We start from the raw sequence: 17,402 nt of genomic DNA, 5'->3' as shown, positions 1-17,402 counted from the left end.
CGGGCCGGAGTCCGTCAGCGGCGGGTCCGGGCGGTAGGCCGTCAGCGGCGGGTCAGGGCGGTGTCGCCAGCGGTGAGGTGGTCGGCGGCCAGCACGGCCGAACGGACGATCATGGTCGGCTGGTAGAGGTCCTTGTCGTGCCAGAGCTGCGCGTCGCCCGGCTGGTCGGCCACCCGCAGCAGGTGGGCGCGGCCACGGCCGAGCGCCGCCCGGGCCGGCTCTCCGCCGGCCACGGCGAGCAGGTGCAGCGCGTACGCGGTCTCCTCCGGGGTGCCGTGCCACCGGCCCCAGGAGCCGTCCGGGCGCTGGGTGGCCAGCACCCACCGGGCGGCCCGGGCGAGCGCCGGGGCCACCGCCGGGGTGCGGCCGTACCCGGCCAGCGCCAGCGCGCAGCAGAGCGTCGCGTAGTACGGCGAGGCGTGCCACCGGTCGTGCCAGGTGCCGTCGTCGTGCTGCTGGTCGAGCAGGAGCCCCTCCAGCCGGTGGACCGCCGACCGGTACCGGTCGGCGGCCGGCCCGGGCACGGCCGCGCCGCCGGCCAGGTACTCGCCCAACACGTCGAGCACGTGCGCGTTGGTGGTGACGGAGATCCCGTCCTCCCCCGGCCAGGTGCAGAAGCCCGTGCCGATGTCGTACCGCCACAGGCAGTCCGGGTCCACCGGCACGCCGAGCCGCAGCAGCGCGTAGAGGGTGACCGACGTGGTGTCCGCGTCGGGCGGCAGCCCCGGACTGGTCGCCGTGCCGGCCTCGGTCAGGTCGGCGGTGAGGCTGCCCACCAGGTCGGGCGACGCCGCCACCGGCATCCCCGCGCGGGCCAGCGTGCTGACCACCCAGGACCGCTCGAAGACCGTGATCGGGGTGGTGCAGGGGGCCAGCCGGTCACCGCCGGCGACCACCCGTTCCAGATAGGACACCGGAGCCGGCTGCCCGTCGGGCCGGTCGGGCCCGCCGAGCCAGGCGGCGGTCGCCGCGGGGGAGGCGCCGACCGCGCCGTTGGGCTGCGGTGTGACTCCCCGCGCGGCGCGGGCCAGCGGCCCCAGCACCTCCAGGGCGTGGTGCAGCTTGACGTCCAGCGACCGACCCGCCACCGCCTGGTGCCGGACGGCGGCCAGCCGCGCCCCGGTCATGCCGACCGGCAGCCCGAGCCGGCCGGCGGACCGGCCGGTCGGTGGGTGACCGTGCCGGTCGAGGTGCTCGTTGACCGCCTCGACCAACGCCGGCACGATCAGGTCCAACGCCGGGGTGTCCGGCAGCGGGGTGGCCGCGCCGAGCCACCCGGACAGGGCGGTCAGGCCCCGTCCGGCCGCGCGGGCCACCTCGTCCAGGCCGGACACCGTCCGGGTACGCAGCACCGCGAGCAGCGCCTCGGTGGCACTCAGGGTGGGCACCAGCTGGTACCCGTCCCCGGGGCCCCAGCCGCCGTCGGCGTGTTGGCAGTCGAGCAGCCAGCGCACCCGCTGGGCGTGCCCGGTCAACCACGGTGCCAGGCTGACCAGCCGGGCGGTCTCGTAGGTCGACGCCGAGACCTGGCCGGCCGGCCGCGCCAACAGCTGCGCGACCAGCTCGGACGCCCCGTCGACGGAGCCACCGCGCGCGGGGTGGGCCAGTGCCTCGGTGCCGGGGTCGGTCGCGGTGGCCAGTGCGCTCGGGTACTCAGTGCTGGTCAACGTCACCCCAGAAGTCCGTCATCCGGTAGAACCCCGTGGTGAAGCCGATCTCCCGGGAGAGGTAGGCGGCCTGCTGCGGGCAGCTCCGCGCCACCTCCGCCAGGGTGTTCCGGCAGCGCGCCAACCGGTCGCCGGTCCACCGGCGTACCTCGTCGCGGTCGAGACCGAGCGTGAGGATGTTGAGGTCGCCGGCCTTGACGTCCCGGTCGTAGCTGGCCAGGTCGTTGACCAGCCGGATGATCTCCTGGACCTGCCGGCTGGCGGCGGTCAGCTCGTCCAGGTGGGCGAGCGTGTCGGCGTCGCCGGTGGCCAGCCAGTGCGACACGTTGACGAAGGTCGCGCCGTAGTTGTCGGCGTTGGCGAGGTACTCCTCGGCGGTGGGCGGCGGGGTGTCCGGGTCGAGCCGCCACCGCCACTCCCGGGCGTCGGCGGTGAGCATCCGGTGCACCTCGTCGCGCCAGCGTGGGCGCAGCTCGGCGAAGGTGCCGGTGCGGGCCAGGTCGTCGCGGATGCGGGCCAGGAAGCCGCCGAGCAGGTCGTCGGCGCGGGGCGTACCGCCCTCGGCGACCGCCACACAGTCGGCGACGATCCCGGCGACCTCGGTGGCGGAGCTGGCCAGCCGGTCGATCCGCCAGTCCTCGGCGGTCACCCACAGGGAGGTGTGGTTGGCCGTACGGAGCTGCTCGGCGGTGCACCAGGGCGCGATGAACGCCGTCGACATGGCCAACGCGCCGAGCATCGCCGGGTCGACCGGCGGGTCCGGGAAGAGGCCGGGGTGGGCGGCGACGACCTGCTGCAGGTCGCGCTGCCCACGGGAGGCCAGGGCACAGATCCGGCCGTGCTCCGCGGCCGAGTCGAGCTCGGCGTCCACGGTCGCGGGCATCAGACAACCTCCTGGGTACGCTGCCGACGGCTCAGCCGCAGCAGCACGGGTCGGCTGGGACGCAGTGAGGCGGCGACCCGGGTGCCGGGGATGGTCGGGTCGGTCGGGGTGAAGCTGAACCGGCTCAACAGGGTCGCCACGATCAGCGCGGCCTCCAGGTGGAACAGGTGCTCACCGAGGCAGCGGTGCATGCCGAGCCCGAACGGGTAGTGCGCGTTGCGGTGCCGCCCCTCGGCGGCGGCCCGGCCGGGAGCGAACCGGTCCGGGTCGAAGACCTCCGCCCGGGGCCCCCAGAACAGCGGCATCCGCCCGGTGGCGTACGGCGAGACGAGCATGGTCGCCCCCCGCTCGATGCGTACCCCACCCAGCACGTCGTCGGCCGCCGCCCGACGGGGCACGATCCAACCCGCCGGGTAGAGCCGGATCAGCTCGTCCATCACCATGCGGGTGTAGCGCAGCTCCGGTAGCTGCTCGGCCCGGACCGGACCGGTGCCGACCACCTGGTCGATCTCGTCGAGCAGCCGCGCGGCCACCTCGGGATTGTTGGCCAACACGGGAAACAGCCAGGTCAGCACCGTCTGACTGGTCTCGGTGGTGACCGCCATCATGGACACCAGATCGTCACGCATCCGCTGGTCGCTGAGCGGGGCGCCGTCCGGGGTGCGGGCCCGGACCAGCACGGAGAGCACGTCGTCGCCGTCGCAGGGGTGCTGCCGGGCCCGGCGCAGCACCGGCAGCAGGATGTCGTCGATGGACCGCACGGCGGCGTGGAAGCGGCGGTCCCCGGGCATCCGGACCCACCACGGCACGAACGGCGCGAGGATGCGGGGGGCCATCGAGGTGACGATCGTCTCCTGGGCGTCGGTGATCCGCATCGCCTCGGCCACCGAGATCCGGTCGGCGAAGAAGGCCCGCATGATGGCGGCGCAGACGATGCGGGACAGCTCGGCGCCGATGTCGACCGGGGTGGCGGCGGCCGCGGGACCGTCGAGCTCGGCGACCGCCTCGGCCACGGCGTCGGCCATCGGCGCGACCATCGCGGTGATCCGGGCCGGCCGGAACAGCGGTGCCAGCACCCGGCGGCTGGCCGCCCAGGAGTCGCCCTCGGCGAGGATGCCGTCGCCGACCAGCCGGCGCACCGATCGCCAGAGCGCGGTGTCGTCGCCCCGGGGGTAGTTGGCCGCCCGTTCCTGCAGCACCTGCTGCACGTGGGTGGGGTTGGTGACCAGGTAGGGCCGGGCCACGCCGAGCCCGAGCCGGACCACCTCACCGTCGGACCACCGGCCGGCGTCGACAAGCGCGGCGTGGGCGTCACGGATCATCGCGGGCACCACCCGGCGGGCCGGTACGACCCGCGCGGCGACCGCCGGGGTGGCCTCGGCACTGTCCACAGCGGATACTCCCTCACTGGCGTCGGATGCCGAAGCCGTCACGTTTCGGTCACTGAGGAGACGTTAACGATGTCCTGTGAGTACGACCACCGATGCGGGGCGTGATCGGCTTCACCTTACAGGCATTGACATTCCCGTCGGTGACCTGCCGTGATGCCTCGATCACCGTCCGAAGTGGAAATGTTCGGCGGGCCTCCTGCCCACCCGCCCGACCAGCACCGGGCGGCACTACCCTGCGTATGGACCGGACCGTCGATGTCGTGCGATCTGGGTGCTCTTGAGTGGAGAGTCCGCAAGCTGCTAGCGTCTCCCGGTCTGCCTACTCCGATAGCTCGCCCGGCCGGGACTGCCGGCCGGGTTACCGATGTCCGCCTGGGACGGTTTGATGCGGTATCGCAGCACCAATCTGCGTACGAAGGTCATTGCTCTCCTGCTGTCGCTGGTTGCCCTCTGGTCCTTCGCGGCCTGGGTGACACTGCGTGACGGTGTCTCGCTGCTCGGCGTCCAGACGATCGACAGTCAGGTCGTCGCCCCCAGTGAGCCGCTGCTGCTCGCCCTGCAGGACGAGCGTCGTCTCGCCGTCGCCCACCTCGGCGCCGGTGACCAGAGCGGCCGAGAGGCCCTGGAGGATAGTCGCCGCAAGGTCGACGGCCTGGCCGCGACATTCAAGACCTCGGCCCGCAGCTGGCAGGCGAAGCTGGCCAGCAACAACCGGGCCCAGCAACGGACCGAGACGGCGATCGCCGAGATCGACGCGCTCGCCACGGTCCGGGCCGCCACCGACGACCGCAGCGCCGACCGCAGCAGCACCGAGGCCGCCTACACCCGGGCCATCGAGAGCCTGTTCCAGGTCTACGACGTCGTCGGCGGCATCGACGACATCGAGATCCAGGCCGACACCCGCAACCTGATCGACCTGTACCGCATCCGGGAGCTGCTGTCCCGGCAGGACGGCCTGCTGGCCGGCGTGCTCGCCGCCGGGCGGATCACGCCCGACGAGCACACCCGGTTCAGCCAGCTCGTCGCCGCGCAGCGGTTCCTCACCGACCGGATCGTCACGCAGCTGCGTCCGGAGGACCGGGAGAACATCACCGGCATCCTCTCCGGTGCCGACTTCGACCGGCTGCGCGGTCTCGAGGACCGGGTCGTGCTCAGCGACCGGGACACGGTCCGGCCGGCGATCACCGCCGAGGACTGGGATCCGGCCGCCGGTGCCGCGCTGTCCAGCCTGCAGGAGGCCGTGCTCGAAAGCGGTGACGCGGTGGTCGAGCGGGCCGCGCCGGTGGCCGTCATGGTCATCGTCCGGCTGGTGCTCGCCGCCGGTCTGGGTCTGATCGCCGTCATCGCCTCGGTGATCGTCTCGGTGACCACCGCCCGGTCGTTGATGGCGCAGTTGAAGCGGCTGCGGGAGGCGGCCCGGCACCTGGCCGACGAGCAGCTGCCGACGGTGGTGGAACGCCTCGGCCGGGGCGACAAGGTCGACGTCGACGCCGAGGCGCCACCGCTGGACTTCGGCGACGACGAGATCGGCCAGGTCGGCCAGGCCTTCAACCGGGTGCAGGAGACCGCCGTGCGTACCGCGGTCGAGCAGGCGGAGCTGCGCCGGGCCGTCCGGGACGTCTTCCTCAGCCTCGCCCGGCGTACCCAGGGTCTCGTCCACCGGCAGGTCACCCTGCTGGACGCGATGGAACGGCAGGAGGAGTCCCCGGACAAGCTGGAGGACCTGTTCCGGATCGACCACCTGGCCACCCGGATGCGGCGCAACGCGGAGAACCTGATCGTCCTCTCCGGCGCGGCCCCCGGTCGGGCCTGGCGGCGCAACGTGCCGATGCTCGACGTGGCCCGCGCCGCGACCCAGGAGGTCGAGGACTACACCCGGGTACAGGTACTCCCCCTCGGTTCGGTCGGGCTGGCCGGACGGGCCGTCAGCGACGTGATCCACCTGCTCGCCGAGCTGATCGAGAACGCCCTCACCTTCTCGCCGCCGCAGACCCAGGTCGAGGTCAAGGGGCACCTGGTGGCCAGGGGCTTCGCGGTGGAGATCGAGGACCGCGGGCTCGGCATGAGCGTCGAGGACCTCGCCGCCGCCAACGAGCAGATCAGCAACCCCCGCGACTTCACCCTCTCCAACGCCAACCAGCTGGGGCTGTTCGTGGTGAGCCAGCTCGCCGCCCGGCACGGCATCGGCGTACAGCTGAAGGCCTCCGCGTACGGCGGCACCACCGCCGTCGTGCTGATCCCGATGGAACTGGTGACCGGGGCGGAGACCCTGACCACCGGCCGCGACGCGGGTGCCTCGGCACCGACCTCGGACGGCCCCGCACCGGGCGGCCGGTCGCGGCTGTCCACCGCCGAGCCCACCACCGAGACCACCGGTGGCGTCGCGCTCGCCGAGCGACCGGCACGACCCACCACCGGAGGCCGGGAGACCCCGCCGGCCGACACCGCCCGGACCGCGACCGGACGTCCCGGGCGCCGGTCCCCGCTCTCCGACTCCGCCCCGGCCACCCAGGAGCTGCCGATGATCACGCCGGCGCGTTCCGCCCAGCCGTCCACACCGCCCCGCCGAGCCGAGCCGCCGGCCCGGCCGGCCGGGCCGGCCGCTGACCCGTCGGCGGAGAGTTCCCGCACCCCGGCCGGTCTGCCCGTCCGGGTCCGCCAGGCCAGCATCGCCCCGCAGCTGCGGGAGAGCGCCGACACCGGCGAGATCACCGACGACGCCGCTGTCGTGATGTCACCCGACCAGGTTCGCCGGACGATGAGTTCGTACCAGCACGGCACCCGGCGTGGACGTGCCGACGCCGAACGGATCAAGGACACCGACAGCGACGTCCCCCGCCCCGACGCGGAGGAACCGCCCGCCGTCGACACCGATCGGTAGAAAGAGGAACGAGTGGTGCAGCAGCAGAAGTCTGCAGGTGATCTGGCCTGGTTGCTCGACGATCTGGTCGGTCGCGTCAAGCAGGCCGAACACGCCATCGTGCTCTCCGTCGACGGCCTGCTGATGGCGGCCTCCACGGGGATGAGCCGGGAGGACGCCGAGCACCTGGCGGCGGTCGCCTCGGGTATCCAGAGCCTCGCCAAGGGCGCCGGCAAGCGCTTCGACGGTGGCCCGGTACGACAGACGGTCATCGAGATGGAGACCCGCTTCCTGTTCGTCACCGCGGCGGGGCACGGTGCCTGCCTGGCCGTGCTCGCCGCCGAGGACGCCGACGTCGGTCTGATCGCCTACGAGATGGCCATGGTGGTCGGACGTGCCGGCCGGTTCCTGGTGGCGCCGGCCCGGCCGGGTAAGCAGGTCTATTGACATGCCCGGTGCGGAGCCGATGTGGATAGACGACGAGGCGGGGCCCCTGGTCCGGCCGTACGCGATGACCGGCGGGCGGGCCCGTCCCAAGAACGGCTTCAACGTCATCTCGCTGGTCCTCGCCACCGGGCAGGCACCACCGTTGGAGCTCGGGCTGAGCCCGGAACACCAACACATCGTCAACCTCTGCCAACGGCCACTCGCCCTCGCCGAGGTCGCCGCGCATCTCCGGCTCCCGCTGGGAACCGTGCGCGTCCTCCTCGACGATCTGCTCGCCCGCGGGCTCGTCCGGGTCTCCGAGCCCCGGCCGCCCGCCACTCTGCCGGACAACCAGGTATTCGAGGCGCTGATCAATGGACTACGGAAACTCTGACGGCGTACCCGGGGTGACCATCCCGACCGCCATCAAGATCCTCGTCGCTGGTGGTTTCGGCGTGGGCAAGACGACGCTGGTCAGCGCCGTCAGCGAGACCCAGCCGTTGCGAACCGAGGAGGTCCTGTCCGAACGTGGGGTCGGGGTCGACGACCTCTCCGGCGTGGAGGCCAAGACCACCACCACCGTCGCGATGGACTTCGGCCGGATCAGCTTCGGTGACGACCTGGTGCTGTACCTGTTCGGCACCCCGGGGCAGGACCGGTTCTGGTTCGTCTGGGACGAGTTGGCCCTGGGCGCGCTCGGCGCGGTCGTGCTGGCCGACACCCGCCGGCTGGCCGACTCCTTCCCCTCCATCGACTACTTCGAGCGCCACCAGGTGCCGTTCATCGTCGCGGTGAACTGCTTCGACGGGGCCCGCCGCTACGACCTCGACGACGTACGGCTGGCCCTGGACCTCGATCCCGAGGTGCCGGTCGTGCTCTGTGACGCCCGGCGGCGCGACTCCAGCAAGGAGGTGCTGATCGCGTTGCTGCACCACGTGATGAAGGGCAAGGGCACCCGCAGCCGGGCGGATCAGCCGGCGTAGAGCAGCAGCAGACCGACGACGGTGTAGGCGACCATCAGCACCAGCATCGGCAGCTGACCGGTCACCGCCCGGGCCCGGGGGAACAGGTACAGCGCGCGGTCGTGGGCGAGCAGGGTGCCGAGCAGGTGACCGAGGACGATGACGGTGATCTGCAGGGCCGCCACCTGGTCGGGTGTGATCAGGGCGGTGTTGATCGACCAGTCCGCGGTGCCCAGCCAGTCGGCCCCGGTGCCACGCGGGTCGGCGAGCAGGGCGATGGTGCGCTGCCCTTCCAGGACCAGCAGCGCGTAGTAGTGGGCCAGCAGGTAGCCCACCGCGACGGGCACGATCGAGTGGGCCAGTTCACCGGCGACCCGACCGGCCGGGACCGGCTCGCCACCGGCGGCGTCGGCACGGCGTCCGACGACGGCGGCGACCCGGGTGGCGGCGAGCAGGGCCAGCGCCACCAGGGCGATCACCCCGGTGATCCCGACGGTGCCGGTGACCACCGGGGGCAGGCCGCTCTCCTGGCCGAACCGGAGCCAGGCGGGAGCGGTGGAGAGGCTGTCGTACATGGTCGAGCCGAGCAGGACGGTGACCACCGCGACCAGTCCCGGCTCCGGCCGGAGCCCGGCGATGCCGTCCATCGGGTTGCGCCAGACCAGGACGCCGTCGGCGCGCCGGCCGATGACCGCGAGCCGGCCGACCAGCGCGCTGTAGACCTCGAACGGATCGGCCCGGTCGAACCAGCCGACCCCGTAACGGACCGCGCCGACCAGCATCACCAGGGCGTAGCCGGCCAACCAGGCGTTGATCACCGGGAGGGTGGCCCGCCCCGGTGCGACCAGCTCCAACCAGACGAACGCGAACAGCCCCACGGCGGCCGGCCAGAGCCCCAGGCCGCCCGGCAACGGGCGCAGCCCCCGGTCCGGGTCCCGCCCGGCGGCCGTCGCGACCAGCAGGTAGAGCCCACGAAGCGGGTTCACCGCCCGCCAGACCGGCCCGAACAGCAGTGACACCGGGACCAGCCCGACCCAGAGCAGCACGTAGAGCACACCGGCGGTGGGGTTCTCCGGGCTGTCCGGCCCGGCGAGCAGACCGACGCAGAAGTACCCGCCGGCGAGCAGGCCCGCGCCCCGCAGCGTCCACCGGGAGGCGGGGGCGTCGACGAGGCCACCCAGCCATCCCGGTACGGGTTGCCCGGCCGTCCCGGTGCGGTCCAGCCGGGGTACCCGCCAGAGCGCGCCGAGCGCGACGAAGGTGGCCAGCAGGGTCAACGCGACGGCGACGACGAGGTAGGGCAGCGGAAGCGGCAGATCCTGCCGCCCGCCGACGCCGTGCGCCAACAGCTCCGGGTAGGTGCCCATGCTCGCCTTTGCTGTGTCGGGCCGAGGTCAGGGCTGTGAACTTTACGTCTTGTCTCGTACCAGGGGAATGGCCATCATGAACAAATGCGAGCAGCCCTCACCCCTCTGCGACGTGCGGCGACACTGGCGACGGCGGCGCTCGTCGCGGTGTCGACGGCGCTGTTGCCCGCCACCCCGGCCGCCGCCCACGGCCAGCTCGCCACCTCCACCCCGCTGGCCGACACCGTGGTCACCAAGGCGTTGGACCAGTTGACCCTCGTCTTCACCGAGCAACCCCACCCGCAGGCCCACTTCACCCTCACCGCGCCCTCCGGGCTGCGGGTGGAGGGCGCCCGCTCCAGCGGCGAGCCGATCCGGCTCGACAAGCCGGTCCAGGAGTACTACCTCGTCGAGGGCAAACTGGAGCCGAAGCTGTACCACACCGGCTTCCCCACGCTGCTCGCCGTCTCGCACTGGCCCGTCACCGGCCGCTACACCGCCAGCTACCTCTCCATCGCCTCCGACGGTGACGAGGTCCGCGGCTCGCTCACCTTCGACTACCAGGGGCCCACCGGCGCGGCGCCCGCCGGTTGGGTCGCCCCCACCTCGCAGGCCGCACCGGACCTGCTCGCCCTGCTGGAGAAGGGGCACTCCGACCCGTCCCGGAGCAACCCCGACCCCGCGCAGACCCAGGCCGCCTACCCGCCGGCGCCGGCCGGCAACGAGACACCGGAGGGTGGCCTCAGCCCCTGGCTCGTGCCCGGGATCGTGGTCGCGGTGGTCGCGGCGATCGTCGTCGTCGCCGCCCGGCGTCGTACCGGCGCGACCCCGGCCCGTCCCGCCCCGGCGGCCCGCCGGACGGCGGCCCCCGGTGGCGGCCCGAAGCGGTCGGGCGCGGCCGGCCGCGCCCGACCGCACCCGAAGACCCGGCAGCGCCCTCGGCGCTGAGCAGGCCTGGTGGCGCCTTTGGCGCTGAGCAGGCCTGGTGGCGCCTTTGGCGCTGAGCAGGTTGTATACCTCCGGCGCTGAGCAGGCCGGGCGCCTACCGGGCGACCGGCCGGTCGCGGAAGGGGCGGCCCCGGCCGAGTGCGTCGGCGTACCCCCAGGGGCCCCGGAGGTCGAGCAACTCGATCTCACCGGTTCCCTCGGGGAGCCCGGCGTCGACCGCCAGGTGGTTGCCGTACGGCTCCAGCCCGAGCAGGGCCCGCAGCAGCAGCAGCGTCGCCCCGGCCGAGGGGGCGTACGGGCTGTCGGTGAAGCGGTACGGCACCGGTACCCGGGTCCGGTCCCGGTCGTAGCCGGCGAAGAAGCCGGGCAGCCGTCCGCCGAAGTACCGGCTCGCCTCCAGCAGACCCCAGGCGATCCGGGCGGCCTCCCGTTTGAAGCCGTAGCGGCGCAGTCCCCAGGCGATGAGGGAGTTGTCCGCCGGCCAGATCGCGCCGTTGTGGTGGCCCAGCGGGCTGAACCGCCCCTCCGTGCTGGCCAGGGTGCGCACCCCCCAGCCGGAGAAGAGGGCCGGCCCGAGCAGGTGGTCGACCAGGCTGCCGGCGCGCTCCGGCTCGACGATGCCGCTGAAGAGCAGGTGCCCGATGTTCGAGGCGAGGGCGTCGACGGGCGTCCCGTCGGCCTGCAACGCCAGCGCGTAGTAACCCCGGTCGGGCAGCCAGAAGTCCCGGTTGAACCGGACCCGCAGGTCGGCGGCCTCCCGTTCCAACCGTTCGGCCAACGCCGGGTCGCCCCAGCATCGCCGGGCCAGTCGGGCGGCCCGCAGCTTGGCGTCGTAGGTGTAGCCCTGGATCTCGCAGATGGCCTGCGGGAAGGTCGGCAGTCGACCGTCGTGGAAACAGATCGCCTGCGGCGAGCCGCGCCAACTCTCGTTGATCGGGCCGGTCCTGGTCTGCCGGCGCGAGGACCAGACGTAGCCGGCCCCGACCGGGTCGGCGTACTCGTCCATCCAGGTGAGCGCGGCGCGGGCCTCGATCTCGTACCGGCAGACCAGGTCCCGGTCGCCGGTCCAGCGTTCGTACTCGTCGAGCAGGACGAGAAAGAGCGCGGTGGTGTCGGCGGCGGAGAAGTCGGCCGCGTCCGGGGCGTCGTTGAAGGCCGCCGACTCGCCGTACCGGCTCTCCTGCACGATCCGGCCCGGCTGCTCACCCCGGAACTCGTCGACGCGGGTGCCCTGACAGAGCGCCAGGATCCGCAGCGTGCTGACCGCCCGCTCGGGCAGGAAGGGCAGCGCCTGGAAGCTGCTGACCAGGCTCTCCCGGCCGAGCAGCGTCATCGACCAGGGCAGACCGGTGGCGGGCAGCCGCTCCCGGAAGTTGACCCCCTGGTAGTAGAGGGCGGCCAGGTCGTGCACGCTCACCCGGTACGCCTCGTTCAGCGGCAGGTGGTCGGCACGCAGTTCGGGCACGTTGGAGACGATCTCGTCGATCTCCCGCCCGGCCTCCACCCGCGAGCGGCCGGTGGCGCTGCGCAACCGGTCCCGCAGGTCGTGCCGGCGCAGGTCCCGGATCAGGGTCAGCACCCGCAGCCGGGTGGACCAGGTGGCGTGCGACTCGATGGTGACGGTGAAGGTCAGGCCGTGCTCGTCGATGTGCGCCGGTTCGCTTGTCGAGATCACCGTCTCCCGGTGCAGGGTCTGCCGGCGGTAGTGCAGCCGCAGTGAATCCTGGTCGACGGAGGCCGAGACCGTCCGGGGACGCTGGAACCCGTCGCGGATCTCCTGCACCTCGGCGAAGTCCGCGCCGACGTCGAGTCGGATGGTGTAGCGCACCGGTTCCGGCGCGAAGTTGAACAGGGTCAGCACCTCCTCGAAGTCGTCACCGATCGAGCGGTGCCGCAGGATCGAGGTGGTGGTGTTGACGTAGTGCGTGGGTTGGCCGGGCACCAGGGCGAACTTCGACTCGAAGGAGCGAATGTCGTCGATGGAGAGTACGGCGAGCTGTTCGCCGTCGACGGTCAGCCGCCAGGTCGACAGGAACCGGGTGTCGAAGAAGAAGAGGCCGAGCGGGACGGTGGGCTCGGCCTCGACGTCCCCGTTACGAGCGCTGATCATGAAGCTGTTGCCGAAGAAGATGCTGGTCCGCTCGTGCAGTCCGATGCCGTTGCGGGGGGTACGCCGCACCACGCCGCCGACCGGGTGCGGGTTGCCGCTGTCGGCTGCGGTCGGCAGCAGCCGCCGGAACACCAGCAGCAGGGACAGGTCCCCCTCGACCGAGACGATCCCCCGGAACAGCATCGCCACCACGTGGTCGTGGCCGGCGACGAGGTCCTCGAACGCCGTCGTCGACAGCTCCACCACGCAGTCGGGGCGGTGTCCGGTGCGCTCGACCTGGACCCGCCGGCCGTCGAGGCGGACGAACCAGGCGGGGTGGGCGCCGTCGTCGAAGACGAACTGGAGCAGGCCGGTGGGCGTGCTGGGCAGCCGGTCCGGGGCGGACTCCGCCAGCTGCTCGAAGAACCGGTCGAGGGGTCGGCTCACCTCGGGTCCGGCGTGGTCAGGCATTGACCCGCCCCGCCCGCCACAGGCGACATAAGGGACGAATGACCATGAAATTAGCGTACGCTATGACCACCGGTGGAGACCGCGCTTCCAGTGGAACGACACCCCACCGCCGAGGAGGCCCCCATGTCGACCGGGCACACCGCCGCCGGACTGCGCTACTGGACCTACGGGCACGGCCGCCGCGACACCATCCTGCTGGTCCACGGCTGGTGCTGCGACCACGAGTTCATGGAGCCGATCGCCCGCCGGCTCGCCGACCGGCACACCCGGGTGGTCGCCGTCGACATGCCGGGCCACGGCGCGAGTCCACCACCTACCGACGGCTACGGCGTCGAGCAGTTGGCCGCCCGGCTGCGCGCCTTCGTCGGCGCGCTCGACCTGCGGCAGGTCGTGGTGATCGGGCACAGCCTGGGCGGGGTCTGGTCGCTGGCCGCCGCGGCCGGTGACCGGGACCGCTTCACCGGCCTGGGCCTGCTGGACTCGGCGGTGGCCGGGGCACCCGGTGCCGCCGCCGCGGCCGCCGAGTTGGCCCGGTCACTGCGGGACGACACCGCCGGCACGGTACGGGAGTCGATCGTCCGGTCGTACTTCCGGCCCCGCTCCGACCCGCGGCTGGTGGAGCAGGTGGTGGCCGCGATGGCCCGACCTTCCACCGAGGTCGGGTACGCGCCGATCGCCGGACTCGCCGCGTACCTCGCCGACGACACCGACGCGGCGGACCTGCGCCGGTGGGACCGTCCACTGCTCTATATCGGCAGCAACGCCCCGTTCGCCGACTACGCGCGGCTGGCCGAGCTGGCACCGCCTGCCGACATCGGGCAGACCGTCGGCTCCGGGCACTTCGTCCAGCTCGAGGTGCCCGCGCAGGTCGAGGCGATGATCGAGCGGCATCTGGAGCTGACCGACTGACCCGTCGTGCGGCTGTCGCGGGCCGACGTGGACCACCTCGCCGTCGCGGTCACCGCCAGCTCGCCGGCGACCGGTAGCCGGCGGCCGGCCGACCCCACCCCGCCCGCCGACCGCCGGCACCGGCCCGGTCCTCGCCGGCCACCCGCCCCTCGACCTCGGCCCGGTCCCGGGCGGCGGCCCGCACGAGCAGGACGGCGGTGAGCGCCGTGACCTCGTCGTCGGTCGGCTCGCCGCGCAGGACCCTCAGCCGGGTGCACGCCGCCCGCGGGCCGGTCGGCGCGGCCACGGTGGTCCGCGCCGCCACGGCGGCCACGGTGGTCGGCGCGGTCACTGCGGCGGGTTGCCGTGCTTGCGCACCGGCAGGTCTACGTGCTTGGCCCGCAGCATCCGCAGCGACCGGACCAGCACCTGCCGGGTCTCGGCCGGCGCGATCACGTCGTCGACCAGACCCCGCTCCGCGGCGTAGTACGGATGCATCAGCTCCTCCTCGTACTGCTTGACCAGCTGCGCCCGGACGGCCGCCGGGTCCTCCGCCGCGGCGATCTCCCGCCGGAAGATCACGTTGGCCGCGCCCTGCGCCCCCATCACGGCGATCTCGTTGGTCGGCCAGGCGAACGCCAGGTCCGCCCCGACGCTGCGGGAGTCCATCACGATGTACGCCCCGCCGTACGCCTTGCGCAGCACCACCGAGATCCGGGGCACCGAGGCGGTGCAGTAGGCGTAGAGCAGCTTCGCGCCGTGCCGGATGATGCCGCCGTGCTCCTGGTCGACCCCGGGCAGGAAGCCGGGCACGTCCAGCAGGGTCACCAGGGGGATGTTGAAGGCGTCGCAGAGCTGCACGAACCGGGCGGCCTTCTCGCTGGCGGCGATGTCCAGCACCCCGGCCAGCGACATCGGTTGGCTGGCCACCACCCCGACCACCTGCCCGTCCAGCCGGGTCAGGGCGACGATGACGTTCGTCGCCCACCGCTCGTGGACCTCCATGAACTGCCCGTCGTCGGCGATCTCCGCCAGCACCGCCCGCATGTCGTACGGGCGGCTGCCGTCGGTGGGCACGATCTCGTCCAGCGCCGCGCAGGACCGGTCGGCCGGGTCCTGGGTGGCCTCCACCGGGGGCAGCTCCCGGTTGTTCGCCGGCAGCAGGGAGAGCAGGTACCGCACGTCGGCCAGGCAACTCTCCTCGTCGTCGTGGACGAAGTGGGCGACACCGGAACGCTCGCCGTGCACGTCGGCCCCGCCCAGACTGTCCTGGGTGACCTGGGCGCCGGTCACCGCCTGCACGACGTCCGGGCCGGTGATGAACATCTGCGAGGTCTGCCGGACCATGAACACGAAGTCGGTCAACGCGGGCGAGTACGCCGCGCCCCCGGCACACGGGCCGAGCATCACGCTGATCTGGGGGATCACCCCGGAGGCCCGGGTGTTGCGTTGGAAGATCCCGCCGTAGCCGGCGAGCGCGCTGACCCCCTCCTGGATCCGGGCGCCCGCCCCGTCGTTGAGCGAGACCAGCGGGGCCCCCGCGGTGATCGCCATGTCCATGATCTTGTGGATCTTCTCGGCGTGCGCCTCACCGAGCGCCCCACCGAAGATCCGGAAGTCGTGGGCGTAGACGAAGACCATCCGGCCGTGCACGGTGCCCCAGCCGGTGACCACCCCGTCGGTGTGCGGCCGGCGGTGCTCCAGCCCGAACCCGGTCGCCCGGTGCCGGCGCAGCGGCTCCACCTCGACGAACGAGTCCGGGTCGAGCAGCAGCCCGATCCGCTCCCGGGCGGTCAGTTTCCCCTTGGCGTGCTGGCGCCGGGTCGCTTCCGGATCGGGCCCCTGGCGGACGTGTTCGCGCAGCTCCGCCAGCTCGGCCAGCCGGTTCCTGATCGGCAACGCGGTTCACCGCCGTCCAGCGGCGGACGACCCGGCAGCCACCGGCGAACCGGCCGCCCCAGCCGTCTCGGTCGGCTCGGACTCCTGCGCGGTCACGGGTGCGCCGAACCAGCGGCGCAACGCCGTCCGCAGGCCGTCGGCGTCGTCGCCCACCCAGGCCACGTACCCGTCCGGGCGGACCAGCACGGCCGGCACCGACGAGAGGTCGTCCGGGCGCGGGCCGGCGGCGACGGTGACCACGACCCGATCGGTCCAGCCGGCGGCGGCCGAACGCAGCCCGGCGTCGTCGGTGAGATCGAGCAGGACACCGCCACCCGAGTGCAGCAGTTCCGGGGTACGGACCGACCCGGCCGGCCCGGTCAGCTCCCGGGGCGGCAGCCGGCGGCCCACCAGCGGGTGGTCGGCGTCAGGCAGGTCGTAGCGGATGTCCAGCCCGCTGACCATGCCGGCCAGGTGCTGCTTGACCACGTCGTACCCGCCGATCAGCTCGGTGAAGAGCAGCCGCAGCGGGTCGGCCTCGGCGCCGCCGAGGAAGACCGTGCCCTGGGCCCGGGAGTTCATCAGCAGCCGGGCCCCGGCCGGGTGCCGCTCGGCGTGGTACGTCTCCAGCAGGCCCTCCGGCGCCCAGCCCCGGACCACGGCGGCGAGCTTCCAACCGAGGTTGGCCGCGTCCTGGATGCCGGCGCTGAGCCCCTGGCCGGCCGCCGGCAGGTGGATGTGGGCGGCGTCGCCGGCGAGCAGCACCCGACCCCGCTGGTACTGGCCGACCTGCCGGGCGGCGTCGGTGAAGGAGCTGACCCAGTGGGCGCCGCCGCCGTGGATCGACTCGCCGGTGATCCGCTGCCAGGCGTCGGCCACCTCGGCGAAACTGACCGACCGGGACCCGTCGCTGGCGGGGGTGCCGTGCTCACACACGATGATCCGGAACACCCCCTCGCCGAGCGGCGCGGCCATCACCATGCCGTTGGGCAGCTTCTCCCCCAGGAACCGGGGGCGCAGCTCGCAGCCGTACACGTCGGCCAGGTACATGCCCCGGCTCGCCGGGATGCCGGGGAAGTCGAAGCCACCCAGCTTGCGTACGGTGCTGTGCCCGCCGTCGCAACCGACCAGGTACCGCGCCCGCAGACTCCGGGGGCCCTCCGGGGTCTGCGCGGTGATCTCCACGCCCTCCGGACCGTCGGTGAGCCCGCGCAGCTCCCAGCCCCGGCGCAGCTCGGCGCCCTGCTCGACGGCCCACTTCTCCAGCACGTCCTCGATCTGCGACTGGAGCAGTCCCCGGGCCCCGAAGTGGGCGTCGGGCAGCACCGAGTAGTCGAACTGCACGCCACCGAAGTGGCCCATCGGGCTGGTCTCCACCGTGCCGAAGCGCGGTAGCAGGCCCCGCTGGTCCAGGGTCTCCATGGTGCGGGCGGTGAAGCCGAGGCCGCGGGACTGCCCGGTGGGCTCGGTCAGACTCTCCACCACGGTCACCCGGGCGCCGCCCAGGCGCAGTTCACCGGCGAGCATCAGGCCGGTCGGCCCGGCCCCCACCACGATCACGTCCGTGTCCACGACGTTCCTCCTGTCTTCGGG

14 protein-coding genes are annotated in these 17,402 nt (G+C 73.1%); 6 read left to right on the top strand and 8 right to left on the bottom strand.

Features of this window, described 5'->3' with window-relative positions; all coding sequences use genetic code 11:
- Positions 1 to 41 precede the first annotated feature (41 nt).
- Genes GA0070617_RS10890 through GA0070617_RS10880 form a run of 3 tightly spaced genes read right to left on the bottom strand, consistent with a single transcriptional unit; the run spans position 42 to position 3,872 of the window.
- Entirely contained in the window at positions 42 to 1,667 is a 1,626-nt protein-coding gene (locus GA0070617_RS10890; RefSeq protein WP_229688317.1) for a prenyltransferase/squalene oxidase repeat-containing protein, read from the bottom strand.
- Complete coding sequence (locus tag GA0070617_RS10885; protein WP_091436089.1) at positions 1,654 to 2,550, bottom strand: terpene synthase family protein; 897 nt, start codon at positions 2,548 to 2,550, stop codon at positions 1,654 to 1,656. The genes GA0070617_RS10890 and GA0070617_RS10885 overlap by 14 nt, the downstream gene beginning before the upstream one ends.
- Positions 2,550 to 3,872, bottom strand: coding sequence for a cytochrome P450 (locus GA0070617_RS10880; RefSeq protein ID WP_091446222.1), 1,323 nt, complete (start codon positions 3,870 to 3,872; stop codon positions 2,550 to 2,552). The genes GA0070617_RS10885 and GA0070617_RS10880 overlap by 1 nt, the downstream gene beginning before the upstream one ends.
- Before the next feature lie 454 nt (positions 3,873 to 4,326).
- On the opposite strand from GA0070617_RS10880, the gene GA0070617_RS10875 reads away from it, so the two are divergent.
- Genes GA0070617_RS10875 through GA0070617_RS10860 form a run of 4 tightly spaced genes read left to right on the top strand, consistent with a single transcriptional unit; the run spans position 4,327 to position 8,210 of the window.
- On the top strand, positions 4,327 to 6,822 hold the full coding sequence (locus tag GA0070617_RS10875; RefSeq protein WP_091436087.1) for a sensor histidine kinase: 2,496 nt from the start codon (positions 4,327 to 4,329) through the stop codon (positions 6,820 to 6,822).
- Between the two features lie 15 nt (positions 6,823 to 6,837).
- A complete protein-coding gene (locus GA0070617_RS10870; protein ID WP_175440492.1) occupies positions 6,838 to 7,248 on the top strand; it encodes a roadblock/LC7 domain-containing protein in 411 nt (136 codons plus the stop codon).
- A 1-nt stretch (position 7,249) separates the two neighbouring features.
- Positions 7,250 to 7,621: a DUF742 domain-containing protein gene (locus tag GA0070617_RS10865; protein WP_091436082.1), complete on the top strand. Its 372-nt coding sequence runs from the start codon at positions 7,250 to 7,252 to the stop codon at positions 7,619 to 7,621.
- Positions 7,602 to 8,210 carry a GTP-binding protein gene (locus tag GA0070617_RS10860; RefSeq protein ID WP_091436080.1) on the top strand — a complete coding sequence of 203 codons (609 nt, stop codon included), beginning with the start codon at positions 7,602 to 7,604 and terminating at the stop codon, positions 8,208 to 8,210. Before GA0070617_RS10865 ends, GA0070617_RS10860 begins: the two co-directional genes overlap by 20 nt.
- On the opposite strand, the gene GA0070617_RS10855 is transcribed toward GA0070617_RS10860, so the two are convergent.
- Positions 8,198 to 9,556 (bottom strand): hypothetical protein, encoded by a 1,359-nt coding sequence (locus GA0070617_RS10855; protein WP_091436078.1) that lies wholly within the window; start codon positions 9,554 to 9,556, stop codon positions 8,198 to 8,200. The genes GA0070617_RS10860 and GA0070617_RS10855 overlap by 13 nt on opposite strands.
- An 84-nt stretch (positions 9,557 to 9,640) precedes the next feature.
- Between GA0070617_RS10855 and GA0070617_RS10850 the strand changes: the two genes are divergently transcribed.
- Positions 9,641 to 10,483, top strand: a complete 843-nt coding sequence (locus GA0070617_RS10850; protein WP_091436075.1) for a copper resistance protein CopC — start codon at positions 9,641 to 9,643, stop codon at positions 10,481 to 10,483.
- 94 nt (positions 10,484 to 10,577) lie between these two features.
- Here GA0070617_RS10850 and GA0070617_RS10845 read toward each other — a convergent pair whose 3' ends face one another.
- The gene (locus GA0070617_RS10845; protein ID WP_091436073.1) at positions 10,578 to 13,043 is read right to left on the bottom strand and encodes a glycogen debranching N-terminal domain-containing protein; all 2,466 of its coding nucleotides are present in this window, start codon (positions 13,041 to 13,043) and stop codon (positions 10,578 to 10,580) included.
- 123 nt (positions 13,044 to 13,166) lie between these two features.
- On the opposite strand from GA0070617_RS10845, the gene GA0070617_RS10840 reads away from it, so the two are divergent.
- Complete coding sequence (locus GA0070617_RS10840; RefSeq protein ID WP_091436071.1) at positions 13,167 to 13,952, top strand: alpha/beta fold hydrolase; 786 nt, start codon at positions 13,167 to 13,169, stop codon at positions 13,950 to 13,952.
- A 49-nt stretch (positions 13,953 to 14,001) separates the two neighbouring features.
- Here GA0070617_RS10840 and GA0070617_RS10835 read toward each other — a convergent pair whose 3' ends face one another.
- From GA0070617_RS10835 to GA0070617_RS10825, 3 genes are read right to left on the bottom strand one after another with little or no spacing between them, the layout of a single operon-like run.
- Complete coding sequence (locus tag GA0070617_RS10835; protein WP_091436068.1) at positions 14,002 to 14,283, bottom strand: acyl-CoA carboxylase subunit epsilon; 282 nt, start codon at positions 14,281 to 14,283, stop codon at positions 14,002 to 14,004.
- Entirely contained in the window at positions 14,280 to 15,824 is a 1,545-nt protein-coding gene (locus GA0070617_RS10830) for an acyl-CoA carboxylase subunit beta (protein ID WP_091446220.1), read from the bottom strand. The genes GA0070617_RS10835 and GA0070617_RS10830 overlap by 4 nt, the downstream gene beginning before the upstream one ends.
- Positions 15,825 to 15,836: 12 nt before the next feature.
- Complete coding sequence (locus GA0070617_RS10825; RefSeq protein ID WP_091436065.1) at positions 15,837 to 17,381, bottom strand: FAD-dependent monooxygenase; 1,545 nt, start codon at positions 17,379 to 17,381, stop codon at positions 15,837 to 15,839.
- Between the last annotated feature and the right edge of the window lie 21 nt (positions 17,382 to 17,402).

This window comes from Micromonospora yangpuensis, from assembly GCF_900091615.1.
In the GTDB taxonomy this organism is placed as follows: Bacteria; Actinomycetota; Actinomycetes; order Mycobacteriales; family Micromonosporaceae; genus Micromonospora; species Micromonospora yangpuensis.
Note: the sequence above shows the minus strand (reverse complement) of the source record. Positions and strands in the feature narration are given on the sequence as shown.

Coding starts and splice junctions, on each gene's coding strand:
- GA0070617_RS10885 (WP_091436089.1), bottom strand. CDS start 2,550: ATGCCCGCGACCGTGGACGCCGAGCTCGACTCGGCCGCGGAGCACGGC.
- GA0070617_RS10880 (WP_091446222.1), bottom strand. CDS start 3,872: ATGATCCGTGACGCCCACGCCGCGCTTGTCGACGCCGGCCGGTGGTCC.
- GA0070617_RS10875 (WP_091436087.1), top strand. CDS start 4,327: ATGCGGTATCGCAGCACCAATCTGCGTACGAAGGTCATTGCTCTCCTG.
- GA0070617_RS10865 (WP_091436082.1), top strand. CDS start 7,250: ATGCCCGGTGCGGAGCCGATGTGGATAGACGACGAGGCGGGGCCCCTG.
- GA0070617_RS10860 (WP_091436080.1), top strand. CDS start 7,602: ATGGACTACGGAAACTCTGACGGCGTACCCGGGGTGACCATCCCGACC.
- GA0070617_RS10855 (WP_091436078.1), bottom strand. CDS start 9,556: ATGGGCACCTACCCGGAGCTGTTGGCGCACGGCGTCGGCGGGCGGCAG.
- GA0070617_RS10850 (WP_091436075.1), top strand. CDS start 9,641: ATGCGAGCAGCCCTCACCCCTCTGCGACGTGCGGCGACACTGGCGACG.
- GA0070617_RS10845 (WP_091436073.1), bottom strand. CDS start 13,043: ATGCCTGACCACGCCGGACCCGAGGTGAGCCGACCCCTCGACCGGTTC.
- GA0070617_RS10840 (WP_091436071.1), top strand. CDS start 13,167: ATGTCGACCGGGCACACCGCCGCCGGACTGCGCTACTGGACCTACGGG.